The organism is Lentzea xerophila, assembly GCF_051094245.1.
Classification (GTDB): domain Bacteria; phylum Actinomycetota; class Actinomycetes; order Mycobacteriales; family Pseudonocardiaceae; genus Lentzea; species Lentzea xerophila.
This window is the reverse complement of record NZ_CP194934.1, coordinates 4478960-4501031: the sequence shown is the minus strand read 5'-3', so window position 1 is coordinate 4501031 and position 22072 is coordinate 4478960. Positions and strand designations below refer to the sequence as shown.

Annotated in this window: 21 protein-coding genes; 14 read left to right on the top strand and 7 right to left on the bottom strand. The window is 70.3% G+C overall.

Features of this window, described 5'->3' with window-relative positions; translation table 11 throughout:
* Positions 1–240 precede the first annotated feature (240 nt).
* Together ACRSBM_RS21495 and ACRSBM_RS21490 are read left to right on the top strand one after the other, a co-directional pair.
* Positions 241–795: a hypothetical protein gene (locus tag ACRSBM_RS21495; protein WP_434445418.1), complete on the top strand. Its 555-nt coding sequence runs from the start codon at positions 241–243 to the stop codon at positions 793–795.
* A 38-nt stretch (positions 796–833) separates the two neighbouring features.
* Positions 834–1697: a S1 family peptidase gene (locus tag ACRSBM_RS21490; protein ID WP_434445417.1), complete on the top strand. Its 864-nt coding sequence runs from the start codon at positions 834–836 to the stop codon at positions 1695–1697.
* Between the two features lie 32 nt (positions 1698–1729).
* Here ACRSBM_RS21490 and ACRSBM_RS21485 read toward each other — a convergent pair whose 3' ends face one another.
* Positions 1730–3004 carry a hypothetical protein gene (locus ACRSBM_RS21485; protein ID WP_434445416.1) on the bottom strand — a complete coding sequence of 425 codons (1275 nt, stop codon included), beginning with the start codon at positions 3002–3004 and terminating at the stop codon, positions 1730–1732.
* Between the two features lie 402 nt (positions 3005–3406).
* Here ACRSBM_RS21485 and ACRSBM_RS21480 point away from each other — a divergent pair, with 402 nt between their 5' ends.
* The 7 genes from ACRSBM_RS21480 to ACRSBM_RS21450 all read left to right on the top strand — a co-directional run bounded on the left by ACRSBM_RS21480 (position 3407) and on the right by ACRSBM_RS21450 (position 12006).
* The gene (locus ACRSBM_RS21480; RefSeq protein ID WP_434445415.1) at positions 3407–4090 is read left to right on the top strand and encodes an O-methyltransferase; all 684 of its coding nucleotides are present in this window, start codon (positions 3407–3409) and stop codon (positions 4088–4090) included.
* Between the two features lie 44 nt (positions 4091–4134).
* On the top strand, positions 4135–4947 hold the full coding sequence (locus ACRSBM_RS21475; RefSeq protein WP_434445414.1) for an SDR family NAD(P)-dependent oxidoreductase: 813 nt from the start codon (positions 4135–4137) through the stop codon (positions 4945–4947).
* A gap of 4 nt (positions 4948–4951) precedes the next feature.
* Complete coding sequence (locus tag ACRSBM_RS21470; protein ID WP_434445413.1) at positions 4952–6253, top strand: wax ester/triacylglycerol synthase domain-containing protein; 1302 nt, start codon at positions 4952–4954, stop codon at positions 6251–6253.
* Positions 6254–6471: 218 nt separating this feature from the next.
* Positions 6472–7974, top strand: a complete 1503-nt coding sequence (locus ACRSBM_RS21465; RefSeq protein WP_434445412.1) for an HAL/PAL/TAL family ammonia-lyase — start codon at positions 6472–6474, stop codon at positions 7972–7974.
* Positions 7971–8792, top strand: coding sequence for a hypothetical protein (locus ACRSBM_RS21460; RefSeq protein WP_434445411.1), 822 nt, complete (start codon positions 7971–7973; stop codon positions 8790–8792). Before ACRSBM_RS21465 ends, ACRSBM_RS21460 begins: the two co-directional genes overlap by 4 nt.
* A gap of 43 nt (positions 8793–8835) precedes the next feature.
* Positions 8836–9870, top strand: coding sequence for a zinc-binding dehydrogenase (locus tag ACRSBM_RS21455; RefSeq protein ID WP_434445410.1), 1035 nt, complete (start codon positions 8836–8838; stop codon positions 9868–9870).
* 18 nt (positions 9871–9888) lie between these two features.
* A complete protein-coding gene (locus ACRSBM_RS21450; protein ID WP_434445409.1) occupies positions 9889–12006 on the top strand; it encodes an SDR family NAD(P)-dependent oxidoreductase in 2118 nt (705 codons plus the stop codon).
* Between the two features lie 20 nt (positions 12007–12026).
* Here ACRSBM_RS21450 and ACRSBM_RS21445 read toward each other — a convergent pair whose 3' ends face one another.
* Genes ACRSBM_RS21445 through ACRSBM_RS21435 form a run of 3 tightly spaced genes read right to left on the bottom strand, consistent with a single transcriptional unit; the run spans position 12027 to position 13996 of the window.
* Positions 12027–13085 (bottom strand): amidohydrolase family protein, encoded by a 1059-nt coding sequence (locus tag ACRSBM_RS21445; protein ID WP_434445408.1) that lies wholly within the window; start codon positions 13083–13085, stop codon positions 12027–12029.
* A gap of 42 nt (positions 13086–13127) precedes the next feature.
* Positions 13128–13322: a hypothetical protein gene (locus ACRSBM_RS21440; protein WP_434445407.1), complete on the bottom strand. Its 195-nt coding sequence runs from the start codon at positions 13320–13322 to the stop codon at positions 13128–13130.
* Positions 13319–13996 carry a GntR family transcriptional regulator gene (locus tag ACRSBM_RS21435; RefSeq protein WP_434445406.1) on the bottom strand — a complete coding sequence of 226 codons (678 nt, stop codon included), beginning with the start codon at positions 13994–13996 and terminating at the stop codon, positions 13319–13321. Before ACRSBM_RS21435 ends, ACRSBM_RS21440 begins: the two co-directional genes overlap by 4 nt.
* A gap of 107 nt (positions 13997–14103) precedes the next feature.
* On the opposite strand from ACRSBM_RS21435, the gene ACRSBM_RS21430 reads away from it, so the two are divergent.
* From ACRSBM_RS21430 to ACRSBM_RS21420, 3 genes are read left to right on the top strand one after another with little or no spacing between them, the layout of a single operon-like run.
* Complete coding sequence (locus tag ACRSBM_RS21430; RefSeq protein WP_434445405.1) at positions 14104–14403, top strand: hypothetical protein; 300 nt, start codon at positions 14104–14106, stop codon at positions 14401–14403.
* Positions 14404–14416: 13 nt separating this feature from the next.
* Positions 14417–15277: a fumarylacetoacetate hydrolase family protein gene (locus ACRSBM_RS21425; RefSeq protein WP_434445404.1), complete on the top strand. Its 861-nt coding sequence runs from the start codon at positions 14417–14419 to the stop codon at positions 15275–15277.
* Positions 15278–15281: 4 nt separating this feature from the next.
* Positions 15282–16211 carry a VOC family protein gene (locus ACRSBM_RS21420; RefSeq protein ID WP_434445403.1) on the top strand — a complete coding sequence of 310 codons (930 nt, stop codon included), beginning with the start codon at positions 15282–15284 and terminating at the stop codon, positions 16209–16211.
* A 30-nt stretch (positions 16212–16241) separates the two neighbouring features.
* Here the strand turns inward: ACRSBM_RS21420 and ACRSBM_RS21415 are convergent, their stop codons facing one another.
* Entirely contained in the window at positions 16242–17000 is a 759-nt protein-coding gene (locus tag ACRSBM_RS21415; protein ID WP_434445402.1) for a nitroreductase, read from the bottom strand.
* Positions 17001–17232: 232 nt separating this feature from the next.
* Between ACRSBM_RS21415 and ACRSBM_RS21410 the strand changes: the two genes are divergently transcribed.
* Positions 17233–18762 (top strand): long-chain-fatty-acid--CoA ligase, encoded by a 1530-nt coding sequence (locus ACRSBM_RS21410; RefSeq protein WP_434445401.1) that lies wholly within the window; start codon positions 17233–17235, stop codon positions 18760–18762.
* A 12-nt stretch (positions 18763–18774) separates the two neighbouring features.
* Here ACRSBM_RS21410 and ACRSBM_RS21405 read toward each other — a convergent pair whose 3' ends face one another.
* Complete coding sequence (locus ACRSBM_RS21405) at positions 18775–19362, bottom strand: QsdR family transcriptional regulator (RefSeq protein WP_434445400.1); 588 nt, start codon at positions 19360–19362, stop codon at positions 18775–18777.
* Positions 19363–19441: 79 nt separating this feature from the next.
* Positions 19442–20275, bottom strand: coding sequence for an IclR family transcriptional regulator (locus ACRSBM_RS21400; protein WP_434445399.1), 834 nt, complete (start codon positions 20273–20275; stop codon positions 19442–19444).
* A 52-nt stretch (positions 20276–20327) separates the two neighbouring features.
* On the opposite strand from ACRSBM_RS21400, the gene ACRSBM_RS21395 reads away from it, so the two are divergent.
* Positions 20328–22070, top strand: coding sequence for an FAD-dependent oxidoreductase (locus tag ACRSBM_RS21395; protein ID WP_434445398.1), 1743 nt, complete (start codon positions 20328–20330; stop codon positions 22068–22070).
* Positions 22071–22072: the final 2 nt, after the last annotated feature.

Below are 22072 nucleotides of genomic sequence, written 5' to 3'. Positions count from 1 at the left end.
TAGACCGGAGCGAATGACGGGTACGACCTCGACATCGACACCGGTTCGACACAGGTTCCTCACAATCGTCTCCGATGATGTGGATCATGCGTAACCCCCAGGGAACGCAGTGCTCGCGGTCGGGGTGATCGCCGAGCCGGGCGTGCAGGTGGTACTCGGCCCTCCGCTCGTTCCGGGCCGTGGCCTGCGGGCCTTCCCGATCTCGCGCCTGACCCGATGACTCAGCAGACGAGGAGAACCGTGAAGAAGACGTCCGTCCTGGCTGTGCTGGCGCTGTCGGCGCTCGCCGCCTGCTCGGCGCCGAGCCGGAACGACTCTCCCGAGGTGGCGTCGATCTCGACACCCAGCACGAGCGCCGGTAGCACGCAGGCTTCGGCCCCGGCGGAGGACCGCCCTCGTGAGCGGCTGGACATGACGCCCGAGGACCAGGACGCGCTGAGGGCACCGCTCAAGAAGTGCATGGGGCAGTTCGGCCTGGACGACTCCGGGCGCGCGATTCCGCCCGGCAGTACGCAGCCGCCGCAGGAGAAGGTCGACTCGGCGCTGAAGACCTGCGGGTCCAAGATCCCGCTGCCGCCCTGGGAGAAGGACGCGGCCAACCCGGAAGCGGTGGACTTCGCCAACCGGGTGGTGCAGTGCCTGCGGGACAAGGGAGTCCGGTACGCCGAGGTCCAGAACACGCCCGGCGCGACCACCGTCGGCTACGCCTTGGGCGGTCCGAACAACGACTCCGAGTCGATCACGCTCGGCCTGAAGTACGTCAAGGAATGCGAGGTAACGGCCTCGCGCAAATGAGGGTTGCCGCTGGCGTTCTTCGTTCGAAAGGGTTGTCCGTGCGTCGAAAAGTGCTGTCCATTGTGGTCGTCGCGGTGGCGAGTCTCGTGTCCGCCGTTGCTCCTGCCGGTGCGTCCCCGCCGCCGGAGCCGCCGGTGCAGCCGATGATCGTCGGCGGAACGCCTGCCGCGGAAGGCGCGTACCCGTTCATGGTCAGCGTGCAGACCACGCTGGGTTCGGGCAACGGGTACGACCGGCACCGCTGCGGCGGCAGCCTGGTGAGCCCGAGGATGGTGCTGACCGCCGCGCACTGCGTTCCCGGCGGCTTCCACGAGACCGTGCGGGTGGTCGTCGGTGCCACGGTGCTGTCCGGTACCGCGGGAGCGACCCGCGGCGTGGTCAAGATCCACTCGCATCCGAAGCGTCACTTCCCGCACTACGACGTCGCGATCCTGGTGCTGGACGAGGCGGTGCCGGGAGTCGACGTCCCGTTGCTGCCCACCCGCGGGACCGACGCGCTGGAGCGGCCGGGCAGCGTCGCCAGGGTGATCGGCTGGGGCAACACCGTCGAGCAGTCGCCCGGCAACCCCGGCAACGGCAACACCAGCTACCCGGACCGCCTGCAGCAGGTCGACGTGCCGATCGTGTCCCGGGTCGAGTGCCAGGTGAGCTATCCGGACATCGCGATCGACGACACGCTGGTCTGCGCCGGCGTGTCGCACCGGGACGCCTGTCAGCGTGACAGCGGTGGCCCGCTGCTGAAGGAGGCCACGCTGGAAGGCGGCCGCGGGTGGTGGTTCCAGATCGGCGTCGTCAGCGGCGGCGAGGGCTGCGCCGCCACCGGTGCGCCCGGCTTCTACGCCCGGCTCGGCAACGCCGAGATCAACGACTTCGTCCGCGAGGTTCTGTCGGGCGGCAGGTAGCCGGCACTGCGCGAGGCCCGTCAGGGCAGTCCTCACTCGGTGTTGATGTCGACCACCGCCGTCGTACCCTCCACGCCGGCCAGCGTGAACACGACGGTCGGCCCGCCCGCGGTGCCGATCTTCCCCGTGCCGTTCGCGCCGAGCGACATCCGGCTGAACGGGGTGGTGAGCACCATCCCGCCACCGCGGATCGCCACCGCGACAGTCAGGTTGCCCACGACGATGTCGGCCTTCTCGGTGACCAGCACCTGACACGATCCGGCCTTGCAGGCGGCGAGATCGGTGCCGTTGCGCGCGGTCAGCGGCTGCTTCGGTGTCGCCGCGGCGTCGCGCGGGACGCACGATGGCGCGAGGTCGTAGGACGCGGCGAGCGCGGGGCCGTGTTCGGCGGCGGCGAGCAGCCCTTCGGCCTTCGGCTTGATCGCGGTGGCGGCGGCCTTGGCCGCGTTGACCCGGTCCTGCAGCGCGCCGAGCGGCAACCGGTCGCTGAACGAGGTGTCCTTCGGCAGCGTCCCTGCCTGTTCACGCAGTGCGGCGAGCAGGGTGTCGCGGAAGGTGTCCGCCTCCTTGACGCCCGTCGGCTCCAGGCCGGCGATCTTCTCGGCACCACCGCTGATCGCCGAGCTCGTCGCGCGGAGGTAGCTCTCGAGCTCGAACGTGGCGAACCGGGGATCGTCGCCCGCGATGGCGGCGGTGTCGGTGGTCAGCGCGGTGATGGAGGTGACGGTGGCGCACATCTTGTCCGCCCAGGTCACGAGATCCCGCGTGGGCGCCGGGTCCGGCAGCGTCACGGCACGCGCGGGCTCGCAGGCGGGCGTCAGGTTGTAGGAGGTGAGCAGCTCCGGCGCGTTCTCGACGACATCGGTGAGCTTTCGCCGCACCGGTCCGAGACTGGAGATCAGCTCCGTGACCTGCTTCATCTTCGCCTGCGCGTCGGCCTCCGGCGCCGTCATCAGGGAGTTGTCGGTCGCGGGCGGCAACTGTGGCCGGACGCCTTCGAGTGCCCTGACCAGTCCGGCGATGTGCTCGTCCGCCGCGGGCACCTCCGACGGCTTCAAGTTCTTCAGCTCCTTCGTCGCGTGGTCGACGCCGTCGACCACGGACCGCACGTAGAAGAAGGGGCTGGAGCTCTTCGGTTTCATGGCGTCCTCGAGCGTCTTCACGTGCGAGCACACCGCGGTCGACCACTCGACCAGCTGCCGGGTGGGCGGAGGCGGCGGTGGCGGAGGCGGAGGCCCAGCCGGTTCGGCCGCCGAACACCCCGTGAGCACGAGACCGATGGCTACCGCCGAGATGAGTTCGCGCATGCGGCCAGTCTCGGTGCCGACCGCGCTGTCTGGTCGCCGCTGGCAGCTTCATGCCTTCTCCGCCGGCTCGGGGCAGAACACAACGGCACGTCGTCGTGGTGAACCCGCGAGCTGCTCGGCGAAGTGGCATGCCGCAGGCGGTCTCGCCGGTGCCGCGATTCCTGCCGGGCCAATCGGTTCGGCCCGGAGAACGTGTTCCGCAGGCTGGAACGTGGTGTCCGAACAGGCCAGTCGGCGCCATAGCATCGCTTGTGCCCGCTGGCGACAACCCGCGGCACGGCTCAGCCCGGACGGAGCGGTCACGGCTCGGCACAGGCGTTCTGGACGACCTTGATCGCACACCGTCGTCGTAGCGGCAGGCCGGAGCCTGCTCACGTCCATCTCGTTCGGGAGGTTCCCCAAGTGACCGATCTCGAGTCGCCCGCTCTCAAGACCATCGTGATGAACCAGCGGCGTTACGACTACCTGCTGCGCCACGCCGAACCGCCCACCCCGGCCCAGCAGTGGCTGATCGAGAGGACGACTGAGCTCGGTGCGTCCGCGGAGATGCAGATTCCGCACGAGCAAGGCGTGCTCCTCACCTTGTTGGTCCAGCTCACCGGCGCACGGCGGATCGTGGAGGTCGGCACCTACACCGGGTACTCGACCCTGGCGATGGCGAGGGGACTGGGTTCCGGCGGCCGGCTCGTGACCTGTGACCTGTCCGACGACTGGACCGGGATCGCCCGGCAGGCGTGGGAGAAGGAAGGCGTGGCCGACCGCATCGAGGTCCGGCTCGGCCAGGCCGCGGACACCCTGGCGGCGCTGCCCGGGACCGAGCACATCGACCTGGTCTTCATCGACGCGGACAAGGTGAACTACCGGCGGTACTGGGAGCTCCTCGTGCCGCGGGTACGGCCGGGCGGCTTGCTCCTCGCCGACAACACCTTCTACTACGGCGAAGCCGCGGACGACTCCCCGGCCGGAAACGCGAAGGCGATCGACGAGTTCAACGGTCATGTCCTGGCCGATGACCGCGTCGAGTCGGTCATGCTCCCGATCGCGGACGGCCTCACCATCGCGCGCAAGCGAACCGGCCGGTCGTGAGTGCTTCGATCCCGCCGCACGCACCACTGTCCGGATTGGACGCAGTGACGACCCGCGGGTCCGCACCTGCACGGCTGCGTGTCCTCATCACCGGTGGCGCCAAAGGACTTGGGCGCTCCTTCGCGGAGGAACTGGGGCGTGCGGGGGCGTTCGTGGTCATCACCGGAAGAGACCGGCAGGCGCTGCTGGCGGCCCGCGACGAGATGCGCGCCGAGGGCATCGTGGTGGACGCCGTGGCCGCCGACAGCACGGACAGGGCGGCCGTGACGTCGGCCGTCGAGCACGTGGAACGCAGCGCGGGCGGACTCGACGTCCTCGTGAACAACGCAGGACTGGCAGGTCCGATCGGCAACACGTGGGAAGTGGACGACGACGAGTGGTGGCAGGCGATGGAGGTCAACGTCAGAGGCACGATGCTGACGAGTACGGCCGCGCTGCCCCACATGGTGCGTCGCGGGGCAGGACGCATCATCAACATCGTCAGTCACGCCGGCGTGTACCGGTGGCCGCGCGCCACCGCCTACTCGGTGTCGAAGGCGGCGGTGATCAAGCTGACCGAGAACCTGGCCGCCGAGACCCGTGAACACGGCGTCACCGTGCTCAGCTACCACCCGGGACTGGTGGAGGCCGGGATCACCCTGTCGAGCCTGGCGCGGGCCGAAGCGGGCGGGAACCCGTGGGAGAAACGCATCGCGGCCTGGTACGAGGTGGAGCGGACCGCCGGCCGGACGACGCCGATCGCGCGCGCCGCGGCGGTGCTGCGCCGTCTCGCCGAGGGCGCGGCGGATCACCGCTCCGGTGAGTACATCACCGTCGAGGACGTGCTCGAGCCAAGCCGGGTAGCGGCAGCGGAGTGAAGTGATGACCGACAGAGCGATCGCCGGGAGCGCCACGGCGTTGATCGAAACGCCACGTGCCAACCTGTGGACGAGAGCGTTCTACGGCATGGGTCAGGTCGTGACCGAGCCGTCGGATCTCTACTTCGGCTTCGTGTTGCGCGCTGCGGGCGAGGCCCCCGCGCTGGAGGATCTTCGTCGTCACGTAGCACAGCGGATGGTGCACGTACCTGTGCTGACCTATCGCCTCGAAGCCGATGGCAGCGGCATCACGTGGGTGCGCAACGAAAACTTCGACATCCGCGACCACGTGCAAGCGGGCGTATTGCCCGAACCCGGCCGGAGCCCGGCACAGACCCTGCTGGCCCGCGGCGCCTCCTTGCCGCTGTGGGGCATGTGGCTCGTGCCGGTCGCGGACGAGAACCGCTGGGAGCTCCACTACCTGACGCACCACGCCGTTCAGGACGCTGCCGGTGCCATCCGCACACTGCAGATCCTGCTGGGTGACGAGGAACCACGGGCGATTGCCGCCGCATCACGCTCCGGTGCCACCGCGAGCGTCCTCCGGGCGCTCGCGGTGGCACCTGATCTTCTCTCGACCTACCGGCCCGGCCTGGTCCGGCCGTCGCCGCCGGCTCCGGCCGGTTCGCCGCGATCACTGGCGTACGCGCAAGTGCCAACCGGTGTCCTGAAGGCCATCGCGAGGACGCGCCGCGCAACGGTGAACCAGGTGCACCTCGGCGCGATGGCGATCGCGCTGGACAACCTCGATCGCGAACGGACGGGTTCTCCCGTACCGCGATCGGGCCGTCCCACCTACGTCGCCGTCCCGGTGGACACCCGTGTGGACGGTGAACCGGACGGACCGATCGGCAACCACCTCGGCCTGATCCGGGTGCCGCTGCCCTCCGGTTCCCCCTCTCCGGCCACCGCGCTGGATTCGGTCATCCGGTCCACGCACACCCGGCGGCTTGCCCAGTGGCGGAGGTTCTGGCACGAGGTGAGCCACGGCCGGGCGGAATGGCTGGCCGCACGGGCTCTTCCCCGGATCGTCGACCCCCTCAGGTCGGCGTTCACGGTCTCCGGCCTGAACATCAACGGGCAGGTGGTGTGGCGCGGTGAACCGTTCCACGAGATCCTTCCACTGCCGTGGTTCCCGCTGGGCGGAAGTTGCTTCACGTTGTCGGCGAGCTATCGCGGTACCACGACCATGTCCGTGCTCGGGCACGGTGGGCCGTTCGAACCGCAGCGCCTGGCCGTGCTGTGGAAAGAGGCGGCGTTCGAGCTCGAGCGAGCTTTGGTGCCCGGTGAGCCACACCGTTCGTGAGCCGGACTGTCCATCCTCAATGGACTCGTCGTCGACGCCCAAGTCGCGCCGACTCGTTCCGAGACCGTTGTGGGACAGCGAAAAAGTCGTTCCGTCGACTGGGACAGGGTGGGTCAAGCACCGAGATCGGTGCATAACATCGCTTTGCCCGCTGGTGAGCGTTTCTGGTCTCCACCAACGATCGGCTCAACCCGAACGGAACGAATCGGGAGTGTCCCATGCCGTCGACACATCACGTGACCCTGCCGGGCCGCCTCCGGGCCGGCCTGCTCGAACAAGCGCGCGGACTGATCGACATCACCCTGTCCGAGGAAGTCCTGTCCGGACTGAAGCAGTCCCAGGCGTTCGTCGAGTCGTTCGTGGCCGACGGCAACGAGGTCTACGGCGCGACCACCGGCTTCGGGCCGCTGGTCACGTTCGCCGGCCGGGACACCGCCGCCGACCAGTGCGACAACACCTTGCAGCACCTGACCGCGGGGCAGGGAGCGGATCTGCCCGAGGAGATCGTGCGCGCCGCCGTGCTGGTCCGGCTGTGGTCGCTGACCAAGGCGCGTTCCGGTGTGTCGCCCGGCGTGGTCGAGGCGCTGACCGCCATGCTGCGCACCACGTTCACCCCGGCCGTGCCGACGCTGGGATCCGTGGGCGCCAGCGGAGATCTGGTGCCGCTGGCCTACGTGGCGCAGGCGTTGCGCGGTACGGGCTACGCCTACGTCGACGGCCGCAGGCTTCCTGCCGCCGGCGCGCTGCGCGAGGCCGGGCTCACCCCGCTCGAGCTCGGCGGTCGCGACGCGCTCGCACTCGTCAACGGCACCTCGCTGACGGCGGCGACCACCGGACTCGCCTGGCTGTCCGTGCGGCGGTCGCTCTCCTCGGCGACGGCACTCACCGCGTTGCTCGCCGACGTGCTCGGCAGCACCAGCGCGTTCCTCGACGAACGGCTGCTGACCGCGTTCGGGCACCCCGAGGCGGCCGCGTTGGGCGTGCGCATGTCGAAGATGCTCGACGGGTCGGTGCCCACCGGAGAGCGGCCGCTGCAGGAGCCGTACAGCATCCGGTGCACACCACAACTGCTCGGCGCGGCCGCATCAGCGGTGAACTACGCCGAAACCGTGGTGCACAACGACCTCAACGGGGTGAGTGACAACCCGTTGTTCTTCCCCGAAGACGAGATCGTCGCGCACGGCGGGAACTTCTTCGGACAGCCCTGTTCGTTCGCGGCGGATCTGCTCACCCTCGTCGCCGTCCAGGTGGGCAATCTCGCTGAGCGGCAGCTCGACCTGCTCGTCGATCCTCACCGCAACACAGGTCTTCCTCCCATGTTGTCGCCCGATCCCGGTGTTCAGCACGCACTGCAGGGCGTGCAGCTCGTCACCACCGCGATCGTGGCGGCGATGCGCAGGGCCGCGACGCCCGCGAGCGTGCAGAGCCTGCCCACGAACCTGCACAACCAGGACATCGTGCCGTTCGGTACGCAGGCCGCGCTCAACGCCTGGGAACTCGCCCGGCTGCTGAGGTTGCTGCACGGCTCGCTCGCGCTCGGTCTGCGGCAGGCGATCCACCTGCGCGGGGGACGGCCGACCGCGCCGTTCTGCGTGGAGCTGGGCAACCGGCTCGCCGCCGAGATTCCGCCGGTCGACAAGGACCGCCCCCTGGACGCCGATGTCCGGCTCGCCGCCGACGTCGTGGAGGCGTTCCTGGCGGAATGGGAGGCACGAACGTGAACGCAGGCGTGCTCGCGCCGTCTGCCGCTGCGGTGCGGCGCAACCTGGGTTTCCTGCCGCTGCCCCTGCCCGACGAGCCGTTCGCGCCGCGAAGTGGCCTGCCGCACAAGGACTTCGGCGTGCGGCCGTTGCTCGCACCGGAGGACGAGGCGGAACGTGCGTACCACCGCTGGTTGCTGGGCCACCACGTCGCGCTGTGCGTGTGGAGGCGGCTCGCCGAGGTGCTCACCCGGATGTACCGGGAAGGTGTGCACGACGCGCTGCTGGACGAGGCCGCCGTGTGGTTCGACCGGTACTCGGCCATGTTCGTCTACGCCGGCAGTTGCGGCGAAGTGCTCTACCGCACCGTGATCCGCACCAGCATGGCCGCCGCGAATCCCGCGTTCAGCGGTGTCTGGGCGCGCGACTACACCTACCTGCAGCAGTTGCTGCACGGGCTGGACGTTCCACCGGACAGCTCGCTCAAACGCGCCGTCAAGAGCAATCGCCTGGTGCATATGAAGATCGGCAAGGCTCTCGTGCCCGAAGGCGAGTCCCTGCTCAAGGAATCGGGCCGGCGGGCGGGCGACGGCGCGCTGCCGGCCGAGGAAGACATGTTCGACAGCTACTTCCAGGTCGATCGTGGTCCAGTCGGCGAGGACGTGTTCATGGCCCACGCCGTGCACCGTGCGGACGCCGCGGCGCGCGATCTCGAACAGCATCCGATCGACCTGCCCGAGCTGGCGCCGGTGCTCGACCTGGTGCCCGGTGAGGTCACGACCCTGGTGCGGGACATCGTGTCCGCCTTCGTTCCCGCTGAAAGAGGAGACGCCGCATGACAAATCTGAACACCGCGCGGGCTCGCATCTCGGAGGTGGCGCGATGAGGGCGGCGATTCTGCACGGCGCTGGGCACGTGACCGTCGAGGACGTGGCCGACCCGGTGGTGGTCGATCCGGCGGACGCCGTGGTGCGGGTCCTTGTCGCCGGTATCTGCGGCACGGACCTGCACGGCTACCGCGGCCTGCCGGGACCGGTCACCGGCCCGCGCTGCGGACACGAGTTCATCGGTGTGGTCACCGAGGTCGGCAAGGACGTCCGCACCGCCCGGCCCGGTACGGTCGTCGTCGCCCCGTTCAGTTTTTCCGACGGTGTCTGCGACTCCTGCACTCGCGGCTTCAGCAGTTCCTGCGCGGTGGGCGGCATGTTCGGTGTCGCGGGCGACGGCGGGCAGGCGGAAGCCGTTCGGGTTCCGTTCGCTGACAGCACCCTCGTGGCCGTGCCGGTCGAGGCGGACGACGAACGGCTCCCGGCGTTGCTCACGCTCACCGATGTCATGGCGACCGGCACGCACGCGGTGCGATCCGCGGGTGTCCGGCCCTCCGATGTCGTCGCTGTCGTCGGCGATGGTTCGGTCGGACTCTGCACGGTGCTGGCCGCGCGTGCGGCAGGCGTCGAGCGGGTGATGTTGCTCGGCAGGCACGAGTCCCGCACGCACATCGGCAAACTGTTCGGCGCGACCGACGTGCTCACCGGCCGCGACCTCGGGGCGGCCGCCGAGTTCGTCCGCGAGCACACCGGTGGTGTCGGTGCCGACGTGGTGGTGGAGTGCACCGCCGCACCCCCGTCGCAGGAGCTGGCGCTCTCGATCTGCCGGGACGGTGGTGCGGTGAGCGTCACCGGTGGCCCGCCGGTCGCGGACCTGTCGGCGACGTTCCTGCGCAACGTCCGGCTCACGGGGGGACTCACCCCGGCTCGGACCTACCTGCCGGAGCTCGTCGAGGACGTGCTCGCCGGCCGGATCGATCCCTCGCCCGTGTTCGACCGGACGCTCCCGCTCGAGCAGATCGCCGACGGCTACGCCGCCATGGACGCCCGCACCGCGACCAAGGTGCTGGTCCGCGTTCACCAGGACTGACGGAACGGAGAGGGACAAGTGATCGGTACCTTCGCCGACCCCGGTGACGTCAGCCTGACCGAGGCGATCTGGGGCCGCGACGGGACGGCGGCGGGAGGCGACGTCGCCGTCATCGATCTCACCGCGGGCGACGAGCGGCGGTGGACACGGCGTGAGCTCGCGCTCGCGGTGACCGCACTGGGCGCGCACCTGCGCGACGCGGGCGTCGGCGACGACGACGTCGTCGGTGTGATCATGGAGAACAGCGCCGAGTTCGTCATCGCCTACCACGCCGTGCTGGCCGCCGGTGGTGTCGTGCTCGCGCTCGACCCGAGAACGCCCGCGCCGGACGAGTGGCTCCCCGGCTTCACCGCGCACAGCGTCACCGCCGTCATCGCGGACGCGGCAGCGTGGCAGCGCCTTGACGCCGTCGCACACACCATCAAGCACGCGATCGTGCGCGGCGCGGTACCCGAACACGGCGCGGAATGGGATGCGGCACTGATCGGTTCGCCGGGAACCGCGTTGCCCGCGGTGTACGGCGGTGAGCGCACAGCGGTGCTCGCCGCGTCCAGCGGTACGCAGGGGCGCAGCAAGCAGGTGGTGATCACACACCACAACCTGGTCGCGAACCTCGCGCAGATCGGCGCGGTGCACGAACTCACCGAAGGCGAGGCCGTTCTGGCGGTGACGCCGCTGCGGCACATCTACGGCATGCAGATGGCGATGAACCACGCACTGCTCGCACGCGCGCCGATCGTGATCGCCGGCCGGCCGGTTACCGCCGCCGGCATCGTCGAGGTGATGGCGCGGCACCGGATCGGCGTCGCGTATCTGGTGCCGAGCGTCGTCGCCGACATCGCCGCCGCCGACCTTGGCCTGGGGGAGCGCCCTGTTTCGCTGCGACAGGTCGTGTCCGGCGGAGCACCGCTCGCCGCCGCGGCGGCCGCGGAGTGCTCCCAGCGGCTCGGCGTGCCCGTCGTGCAGGGCTACGGCATGACCGAGGCGGGTTGCGTCTGCTTCACCCCGGACGGCGCACCCGGCCCCGCCACGTCCGTCGGCGTCGTGGTGCCCGGCACGGACGTCCGGTTCGTCGATCCGCACACAGGTGCGGACACGGCGGGCGGCGCGCCGGGAGAACTGTGGATCCGCGGGCCCCAGCTCACCCCCGGCTACTTCGGCGACCCCGCCGCCACCGCCGAGCTGATCGACGCCGGCGGCTGGCTGCGCACCGGCGACCTCGCCGTCCGCGACGACCGGGGCTACGTGAGCATCGTGGGGCGGCTCAAGGGACTCATCAAGTACAAGGGCCACCAGGTCGCCGCGCCGGAGCTCGAAGACGTGCTGATGACGCATCCCGCGGTAGTCGACGCCGCCGTCCTCGGAGCACCGGACCCGGTCTGCGGTGAACTGCCCAAGGCTTATGTCGTGCGGTCCTCGCCGGTGTCACCGGCCGAGCTCGTGGCACACGTGGCGGCCCGCGTCACGCCTCACAAGCGGATCCGGTTGATAGAGGCCGTCGCCGGGATTCCCCGTTCGGCCACCGGCAAGGTCGCGCGGGACCTGTTGCTCGACCCGTCCCAGCGAGTGCGGGGCCTGGCCGTGGTGATCACCAACGGCGGCCGCGGACTCGGCAGGTTGCTCGCCGAGCGGCTCGGTGGTGCGCAGGCCAAGGTCCTGCTGCTGGACGACGACGAGGCCGTGCTGGCGGAAGCGGCGGAAGCGGTGCGGGCCTGCGGCGGTCAGGTCGACTGGGCGGTGGCCGGCCCGCGTGACGAGGACGCCGTGGCTCGGGCACTGCGCGAGTTCGGTCGTGTGGACGCGCTCGTGAGCACCGCGCCGACTCGCGCCGCGCTGTCGAGCGTGATCGCCGGTCGTGGCCGGGTGATCACCATCGTCGGCACGGCGCCGGAGTCGGCTGTCGATCAGGTCAAGGCGCTGGAGGGGCTGCTGCCCGCCGGAGCGGTGGCACTGGGCTACGACCCCGGTCCGTTCGTGAACGCCGTCGCCGGCCGGTACACCGGAGCCACCCATGCGGACCGAGGGGAGCGCTGGCCGGTCTCCGTCGACGCGGCCGTCACACAGATCCTCGGCCTCGTCGCGGGAGATCACGACGACCGGTCCGGCCACTGGTCCCGTTACGAGCCGGGCAGCTGAACTCCGCCACGCCCGCGAGGTCAGGCAGGGGCGTGCTCGATGCCCTCACACCAGATCCGCCTGATCCGGCGGGTCGCGCGGATGTCGGCGATCGGATCTCCGTCGAGCAGCACGAGGTCCGCGCGGAGACCGGGTGCGATGGCGCCGCGGTCGGCCAGTCCGAACACCTGAGCCGGTGCCGACGTCGCCGCCCGCAGAGCCTCCACTGTGGACAGACCGGCGTCGACGAGTCGCTCGAGTTCCTCGTGCATGCTGCTGCCGTGCGGCACGTTCGCGGGCGCTCCCGGTGTGGCGTTGGCGTCGGTACCCGCCAGGATCAGCACGCCCGCCCGGTGCAACGCGGTCACGCTGAGCTCGGCCGGCCGGTAGGCGAGCTGCGGGACGTTGGCCGCGACCCCGGCCATCATGGTCAGCGTCGGGACCACGGTCCTGCCCTTGAGCAGTGCGGCCGCCACGTCGTCGATCGGCCGGTCCAGGGGCACGTGGGTCAGCACGTCCGCGCCGGCTTTCGCGGTCGACACCACCGCGCCGAACGCCGCGGCGTGGGCGATGGACAGCTTCCCGTGGTCGCGTGCGGCGGAGATCAGGGCCTCCAGGGTCGCCGGGTCGAACGCGTCCGGACCCGGTGGTTCGGCGACGACCTTGATGTAGTCCGAGCCCTCGGCGACGCGGTCGGCGACGAACGTCTTCGCGCCGTCGGGTTCGGCCACGACCGCGGTGGCGGGGAAACCGGGGAGCTTCGAGTGCTTGCTGCCCGGCGCGACGGCCGGGGTTCCGGCGCTGCGGATGTCGGTCGTGCCGCGTGCGTTCCGCAGGGAGTCGACCAGTGCCGGAGGCCAGCAAGCCATGTCCAGCGCCGTGGTCACGCCGTGGCTCGCCAGTTGGTCGAGCGATTCGGGGCCGTGCAGGTGCACGTGGGCGTCGATGAGGCCGGGCAGCAGCACGCCGCCCTCGCAGTCGACGACGTCGGCCCCCGCGGTCTCGGTGCCGATGTGACCGCCGGAGATGACGACGGTGCCGGGTTCGAGCAGGCGGTGGCCGTCGAAGACCCGCACGTTGGTCAGGGCGATGTCAGGCATGGGGCGCTCCCTTGGCGAGTAGCCGTGTGGCGTTGCGGGTGGTCAGAGCACGCCAGTCGGAGTGATCGAGGCGACCTGGCGCTCGACCGCCTCCGGTGGCGTGAAGCAGAAGTCGCTGCCGTGGACGAGGTGGTCGGTGCCGACCACGGCGGTCAGCGCGGAACCTGGTTCGGGAACGGCGTGCCCGCCAGGTCGTACCAGAGCCGGGACGGCAGTTCGCGGGTGGCGGGCCGTCACGGCGCCTGGATCTCGTTCGGCTCGTCGGTGGCGCCGCGGATCAGCAGTTGGGCTGTGTGGGCGATGTGGTCGCGCAGCAGTTCGGCGGCCCGGTCGGCATCCCGGCCGACGGCCGCGTCCAGCAGTGCCCGGTGTTCTCCGGTGAGGTCGCGGTGCGGCCCGAAGGACACCGACCACTGCAGGTACAGCTCGGCCTCCTCGCGCAGTCCGCGCGCCACGGCCAGCAGCCGCCGGTTGCGGCACCCGGCGAGCAGGGCGACGTGGAACGCGGCGTGCGCGGAAGACCACTCGTCCGTGGGATGCGTGTCGTCGTCGTGCGCGAGGAACGGGGTGCGCTCCAGCACGTGGTGAGCGGCCACCGCCTGCGACTCCCACGTCATGTCGCCTTCCAGTACCGACAGCCGCAGCACCAGCGACTCCACCTCGACCCGCGCCTTGGTCAGCTCGGCCAGGTCCTCGTACGACAGCGGCGTGACGGTGAAACCCTGGTGCGACTGCGCCCGCACGAACCCGTCGCCCACGAGCCGGGTCAGCGCCTCGCGCGCCGCGCCGACGCTGGTCTCGTAGCGCTGGGACAGCTCAGGGAACTTCAGTCGCTGCCCAGGCGCGAGCCGGCCGCCGAGGATGTCGGCACGCAGGCGCTGGTAAACGCCGTCCGCTCGGGTCTTCGTCATACGAACACCCTAGCAGGATGCGAGTCTCAGACGAACTTTCGAAAGTTTGTTGACAGCTCGAATGTGGGGGCGGTAGACAGGAGGCCGGAGCGAGCGAAAGAGTTCACATGCCGGACACACTTCACGACGTCGTGATCGTCGGTGCCGGGCCCGTCGGCTTGGCGCTGGGCCGCATGCTGGGCCTGCAAGGCCACGACTCCGACGCCCGGTTCAAGGAACTGGGTGGCCGGACCCTGGCCATCGGACCGACCGGACTGGCCGACCCGACCGGTGCCTGGACCACGTGGTTCGACACCCACGGCATCGCCGCCGCGCTGATCAGACCGGACCACTACGTCTTCGGCATGGTCGCCGACCCCACCGAGATCACCCGTCTGACCGGCGATTTCGCCGACCGACTCCGCTGACCGGGAGAAACCCTTGCGTATCGCCAACCTCGACCATCGCGCAGTCCTCGTCCTGGCCGGCGACCGCGCCGTCGACATCGCCACCGCCTCGAACGGACGCTTCGGTCCCGACCCGGCCGACGTGTACCGGAGGTGGGACGAGTTCACGGCCTGGGCCGCCGACGCCCCGGCCCACGACACCGTCGCCATCGACCGGAACCGGCTGGGTCCGCCCTCACCGGCGCCGCGCCAGGTGTTCGCCGTCGGCCTGAACTACCACGCCCACGCCGCCGAGTCCGGCTTCGAGGCACCGACTCATCTGCCACCGGTGTTCACCAAGTACGTCTCCAGCTTCACCGGCCCCGACACCGAGGTCGTGCTCCCGGCCGGCGGCAACGTCGACTGGGAGGTCGAACTCGTCGTCGTGGTCGGCCGCGAGGCGCAGGACGTCGCCGAAGCCGACGCGTGGGCGCACGTGGCCGGTCTGACCGCCGGTCAGGACCTGTCCGAGCGGATCTCCCAGCTGCGCGGACCCGCCCCGCAGTTCGGCTTGGGCAAGTCGTACCCCGGCTTCTCCCCGCAGGGACCGTGGCTCGTCACCCCCGACGAGTTCGCCGACCCCGGCGACCTGGAGCTGGGCTGCGCCATCGACGGCGTGCAGATGCAGAAGGGTCGCACCAGCGACCTGATCTTCCCCGTCCCGAGGCTCGTCGCAGAGCTGTCCCGCACCCTCACCCTCCACCCCGGCGACGTGATCTTCACCGGCACTCCGGCGGGTGTCGGACTCGGCCGCGATCCCCAGCGGTTCCTGCGCGCCGGTGAGAACCTGGTCAGCTGGATCGAAGGCATCGGCGAGCTGCGTCAGCGGTTCGTCGCCGCACCGGACGGGAAGTGACGACATGGCGCTGCACGGACTGGGCAAGGTCACCATCGGCGTTCCCGACGTCGAGGGCAGCATCGCCTACTACCGGGACTTCGGCCTGGAGCACCTCGGCGACGGCCGGTTCGCCACCCGCGACGGCGGCGAGCAGCTGGAGATCGTCCACGCACCCCTGCGCCGGCTGGTACAACTGACCGTCGCCGCCGACGACCCGGACGACATCGCCGCCATCGCGTCCCGGCTGCGACGCCTCGGCGTGCCGTTCACCGTCGAAGCCACCTCGCTGCACACCACTGAGCCGATCACCGGTGCGGCGGTTGGGGTCGAGGTGCGCCCGCGCGTGGTGTTCGACCCACCCGTGGCCGCCACCCCGTACAACGGGCCGGGGCGCATCGACCGGTGGGGCCGCGCACCGTTCACCACCCGCACCGGACCGGTGCGCCCGCGCAAGCTCGGCCACGCCGTCCTCGGCAGCACCGACCTGGCCACCACGATGGCATTCTTCACCGACGGCCTCGGGTTCAAGGTCAGCGACCACATGGAGGACAAGGCCGCCTTCCTGCGCTGCTCGGTCGACCACCACAACGTGCTCGTCATGTCCGCGCCGGTGGACTTCCTGCACCACACCAGCTGGCAGGTCGACGACGTCGACGACGTCGGCAGGGGTGCGCACGCCATGCTGGAGGGCAATCCCGAACGGCACGTGTGGGGCCTGGGCCGGCACTACGCGGGCGCCAACTTCTTCTGGTACCTGCGCGACCCGGCGGGCAACTTCTCGGAGTACTACTCCGACATGGACTGCATCCCCGAGGACGAACTGTGGACCCCGGAGGTGCTCCACGGCCTGCAGGGCCTCTACTCGTGGGGCCCGCCGCCCCCGCCGTCGTTCCTCGAACCCGACGACCTCGCCGCGCTGATGACCGGCAGCCATTCGGTGAAGTCACGATAAAGGCCGACGCCGCGCCGTCCTTCTCGTGTCCTATGTGGACAGATGGCGTTCCGGAACGGATGTCTCCTGGGGCGGGAAACCGACGAAGGTCGTGTTGACCGACCGCGGGACGCGGTGGGACTTGACCGCGTTGGCGGGGAACTCGTCGTCCGGGTAGCCGAGTGCGACGCAGGTGATCAGCCGGTGCTCGTCCGCGATGCCCGCGTGCTTGCGGACTACGTGCGCCTGCATCGCGCCCTGTCCGTTGATCACCGTCCCGAGTCCCTTCGCCCATGCCGCGAGCACCAGCCCGTACGTCACCGCGCCGAGGTCGAAGTGGGCGATCGGCGCGATCCGGTCGAGTGCGCGGTCGTAGGTGATGGCGATCGACACCGGCGCGTCGAACTGGCGGAAGCCGCGCATCGTCCAGTCGAGGCGCCGTTCCCGGTCGTGCCGTTCGATTCCCATCGAGGTGAACAGCTGTACGGCGACCTCGACCTGTCGTTCGCGGTGGACGCCGGTGTACTCCTCCTCGACGTCGATGTCGCGGACGACGGGTTCGCCGGCGAGCATCCGTTCGCTGTTGCCGCGCCGGATCTCGTCGAGTGGCTCGCCGGTGATGACGTAGAAGTGCCACGGTTGCGTGTTCATCGACGACGGCGACGCGCAGGCGACGTCGAGGATCTCGGCGATGACGCCGCGGGGCACCGGATCGGGACGGTAGCCCCGGATGCTCCGGCGTGAGGTCATCAGGGTGCGCAACCAGTCGAGGTCCGGTGTCCTGTCGCGGGCCTCGGCGGCTTGGCTCATCGTCGCTCTCCTCGCTGGCCGCCTCCGACACGGGCGGCGACCGTTCGGCAATGTTGCAAATCGTAATATGTAACATCGGCCTCGTCCAGGCTCCGGCGATCAGGCGGCGATCCTGGCGGCGAGTGGTTGACTTCGAAAACCGGTCGGCGTTACGTTCGCGAATTAGTAACAGGCGGCACTCGGCGCCGCCCTGACCGTGGGCGCGAGGCAGAACCAAGCAGGAGGACCGCACATGTCGAACCTGGCCACCGTGCTGGACATCGCGGCCCGGCGCTTCGCCGAGCGGGTTTTTCTCGTCGCCGGTGAACGGCGGCTGACCTTCGCCGAGGTGTCGCGGCGATCAGCGGCGATGGCGGTGCGGTTGGTGGAAGCCGGGGTCGTGCCCGGTGACAAGGTGGCGCTGTCGTGCTCGAACGTCCCGGAGTTCACCATCGCGTACTGGGCCGTGCTGCGGGCGGGTGCGGTGGTGGTTCCGTTGAACGTCCTGCTGCGGGCCCGCGAGATCGCCTACCACCTCGGCGACTCGGACGCCGTCGGCTACATCGTCCACGAGGATCCCCGCCTCGCCGAAGCCGCGCCGGAGGGCTTCGGGCAGTTCGGCGGGTGTGGCCGTCTCTGGACCGTCGGCACTGACGAAGCGGGGGAGACGACCTGGTGCGGTGAGCCGCTGACCGGGCACGCGTCGTTCGACACCGTGGCGCGCGAAGCTGGAGACACCGCGGTGATCCTCTACACCTCCGGCACGACGGGCCGGCCCAAGGGTGCCGAGCTCACCCATCGCAATCTGCTGCTGAACGCGCGGGCCGCCGCGTCGGTGTGCGAGCTCGACGCCGCCCGGCCGGACACCCACCTGCTGGTCGCGCCGTTGTTCCACTCGCTCGGGCAGACCTGCGTCCAGAACGCTTCGACGGCCTTCGGCTGCACCATCGTCATGATGCCCAAGTTCGACGCGCTGCAGGCGCTCCGGCTGATGATCGACGAGCACGTCACGATCTTCGCCGGGGTGCCGACGATGTTCTGGGCCTTGCTGCAGGTGCTCGACGACATACCGGACGGAGAGCGCCTGCGAGGGCAGCTGCGCGTCGCCGCGTCGGGCGGGGCCGCCCTGCCGGTCGAGCTCCACAAGGAGTTCGAGGCACGGCTCGGATCGTCCATTTTGGAGGGATACGGGTTGTCCGAGACCTCACCGGTCGCCAGTCACACGAGAATCGGCGAGCCGGTGCGGCCAGGGTCCATCGGCCGTCCCGTCGACGGTGTCGAGATGAGACTGATCTCGGACGACTGGTCGACGCTCCCGGACGGCCCGGAGGTCGTCGGGGAGATCGCGATCCGCGGGCACAACGTCATGAAGGGGTACTACCAGCGGCCGGAGGCGACCGCGGAGGCCATCCGCGACGGCTGGTTCCGCACCGGGGATCTGGGCCGCAAGGACACGGACGGCTCCTTCTCCATCGTCGGACGGTCGAAGGACCTCATCATCCGGGGTGGCTACAACGTCTACCCGCGGGAGATCGAGGAGATCTTCATGGAGCACCCGGCGGTTTCGCTCGTCGCGGTGATCGGTGTCGCGCACGAGTCGCACGGCCAGGAGATCAAGGCGGTGATCGTGCCCTCCGAAGGTCACGAGGCTGTCCTGCCCGACGATCTGGTGGCCTGGGGACGGCGGCAGCTCGCGGCCTACAAGTACCCGAGGATCGTGGAGCTGCGGAGCAGTCTGCCGATGACGTCGACCGGCAAGATCCTCAAGCGGGAGATCTCCTGACCGGCGACCGCGTCAGGAGAGCAGGGCGCGGACGGCGGCACCGACCTTGGTGGCGTCGGGCTCGCCGCCGGTGATCATGTCGACGTAGCAGAACGACTCCGCGATCCGCACGATCAGGTAGGCAAGATCGTCCGTGGACATCGCACCGGAGTATCCGGGCAGCTCCTCGTCGAGCAGCGCCGCGACGTAGGCGATGAAGTTGCGTTGCAAGTCGGTGCTGTGCGTGGTGAGGATCCGGAGTGCGATCTCGCCTTCCTGACGCAGGAACGCCCGCATGAACTCCGACTCCAGGACCGTCGCGATGAACCCTTCGAGCGTGTCCGCGACGACGTCGACTCCCGTACCCCGGGCCTTTTTCCTGCTGTTGTTCAACGCGTGGTGGGCGAACGTCCAGTTGACATCGCCGAGGAGGCGGTCCCGGCTCCCGACCCAGCGGTTCAGCGTCATCCGGCTGACCCCGAGCTCCTGGGCCAGCGCTCCCATCTCGATTCGCTGACCGGCGATGAACTGCCGGCGCGCGAGCTGGATCGCTCGTTCCGAGCCGCGCCGCGCCGCGCCCTGGACGGCGGCATCGGGCTGTGCGGAAGGTGGTTTGGGCACCGGCAAAGCCTATCGTCCGGCGCGGACGGCACGCGGTGGCTGACCCACGAATCTCAGGCGCGGCACTAACGCGCTACACCTAAAGCCCGGTCGATGAGGACGACACCGACGTGCTCTGGCGCACGGCACGGGAGACCGCTCGTGCGACCGCGATCACCGCCGGCGCCAGCGTCGCCGGCTGGAGCGAAGCGGTCGGCGCGACCACCGAGAGTGCGGCGATCACCGTCTGGCCGGGCCCGTGGATCGGTGCCGCCACCGACGACATCGGCTCGGGAAGGCGCAGTGAGGCCACCGCGACTCCTTCCCGCCGCACGCGGGCGATGGCCTGCCGGAGTTCGCCGGGAGACAGGTCCGTCCGCTCCTGCGGCAGCGTCAGGTCGCCGGCCAGAATCGTCTCCTGCAGTTCCCGCGGGCCATGGGCCAGCAGGACCAGGCCGACCCCGGTGGCATGCAACGGAACCCGCCCGCCGACGCGGAAGAGCACCTTGCCGGCGCTGTGCGCCGACAGCCGCTCGACCAGGACGGCTTCCTGCTCGTCCCGCACAGCCAGGAGCACGTGCTGGCCGGTGGCGTGGTGCAGGTCCTCCATGAACGGCAGCGCGGCGGCGCGCAACCCGTGCCCGCGCGGCGACAGCGAGGCGATCTCGAGCAGCCGCAGGCCGATGACGTAGCCGCCGTCGCCGGTCTTCTCCAGCGCACCCCAGTCGGCCAGGCGCCGGACGAGGCGCAGAGCGGTGGCCCTGGGAAGGGCGCAGCGCACACTCAGCTGAGCGATGGACAGCGGCCCGCCGCCGTTCTCGAAGGCCGACAGCACACGCAGGGCGCGGTCGATGACGGGCTCGCCGTGCCGAGGTTTGCGCCCCCGAGGCCGGCCCGCGGAGGTGGCGTTCATCTTGTCCTCCGTTGTGTTCATTGAATGAAACCACGGTGTCTTCGGCAGGTCACGTCACGCGAACCTCTCGGGTATGACCCCCACGTCTCCCGCCGAGTCCCCTGGCCCCGTGGTCGCCACGACCGGCGGGATCACCGAGACCGACGTCATCGTCATCGGCGGTGGGCCGGTGGGGTTGACGGTGGCCCACGAGCTCGGGAGCCGTGGCGTCGATGTCGTCCTGGTCGAACCTCTGACGGAGCCGGACACCTCGTCGCCTCGGTGCAAGCAGATCAACCCGCGGTCGATGGAGCACCTGCGTCGCCTCGGTCTGGCCGACGAGGTGCGTGCCGCGTCGCTCCTGCCGTTCGGGTGGTCGGACTCCGTGGTCTTCTGCGCCAGCCTGGGCGGTCACCGGATCGAGCGGTTCGATGGTGTGTTCGCGCTGTCCGACGTTCCGCGATCCGAGTTCCCGGAGCCGGCCCAGTGGACGGCGCAGTACAGCCTCGAGTCCGCGCTGCGGGCCGCGCTGCCCGCCAGGGAGAGCGTGACCACGCGGTGGGGGAGCCGCCTGGTGCACCTCGACCAGGACGACGACTCCGTTGTGGCCACCGTCCGCGACGTGGAGGGGCGTGTCTCCCGGACCCGCGGCCGCTACCTCGCGGGCGCCGACGGTGGCCGCAGCGCGGTGCGCCGTGCCCTGGGGATCGAGTTCCTCGGCCGCACGGACGTGATCGAGAACCTTCAGGTGATCTTCGACGCGCCAGGGCTTGGCGAGCGGCAGCCGCACGGCCGGGCCGTCCAGTACTGGGTGCTCAACCAGGAGGCCGGCGGCCTTCTGGGCCCTCTCGACACCGCCGGCGGCTGGTGGGCGATCATCCTGGACGCGCCGCTCGACGCCACGCCCGCATGGACCGAGCAGGCACTGCGCACCATGATCGGTGCGGAGCTCGGCGCGGACCTCGACCTGCGCGTGCGTGCGCAGAACCCCTGGACCGCGCGGATGCTGGTCGCGGACCGTTACCGGCAGGGGCGGTGCTTCCTCCTCGGCGACGCGGCGCACCTGAACCCGCCGTGGGGCGGCTTCGGGGCCAACCTCGGCATCGGCGACGCCGTCGATCTCGGCTGGAAGCTCGCGGCCGACCTCGCCGGCTGGGCCGGCGACGAACTGCTCGACTCCTACGAAGCCGAGCGCAGGCCGGCCGCCCTCGCGGCGATCGCCGAGGCGGAACGCAACATGGCGATATTGACTCACGAGCTCAGCGGCCCCGACCTGGACGCAGCCGGACAGGCAGGCCTCGCCGCCCGGACCGAGGCTGCCGAAGCCGTTCGCCGCACGAAGACTTCGGAGACCTACACCCTCGGGTTCGTGCTGGGCGGGGGCTGCCCGGACTCCCCTCGGGTCGCGCCCGATCACCGGCCCGCTCCGCAGTCCGAGACCTCGGTCTACCGACCCTCCGCCGCGCCGGGCATGCGGTTGCCGCACGTGTGGCTGGCGCCGGGCGAGTCGCTCTACGACCGGCTTGGTCCCGGCTTCACCCTCCTCGACATCGCCTCGTCCCCGGCACCGCGGTCCTGGCAGGACGCGGCCGCGGAACGGGGGCTGCCGCTGCGCATCCAGCAGTTGTACCGCCCCGACACCCACAGCCTGTTCGGGGCTCGCTACCTGCTCGTGCGCCCGGACGGCCTCGTGGCGTGGCGCGACGACGAACTCCCGCACGACCCTGCCGCACTCCTCGACCACGTGCGCGGGTCCGTCCACAAAGGAGCTCGCCGTGGTGCCGCGCCGGAGGAGCCGACCAGCAGTCCGGTGCCCGAGCACAGACCTGAGGACTGACC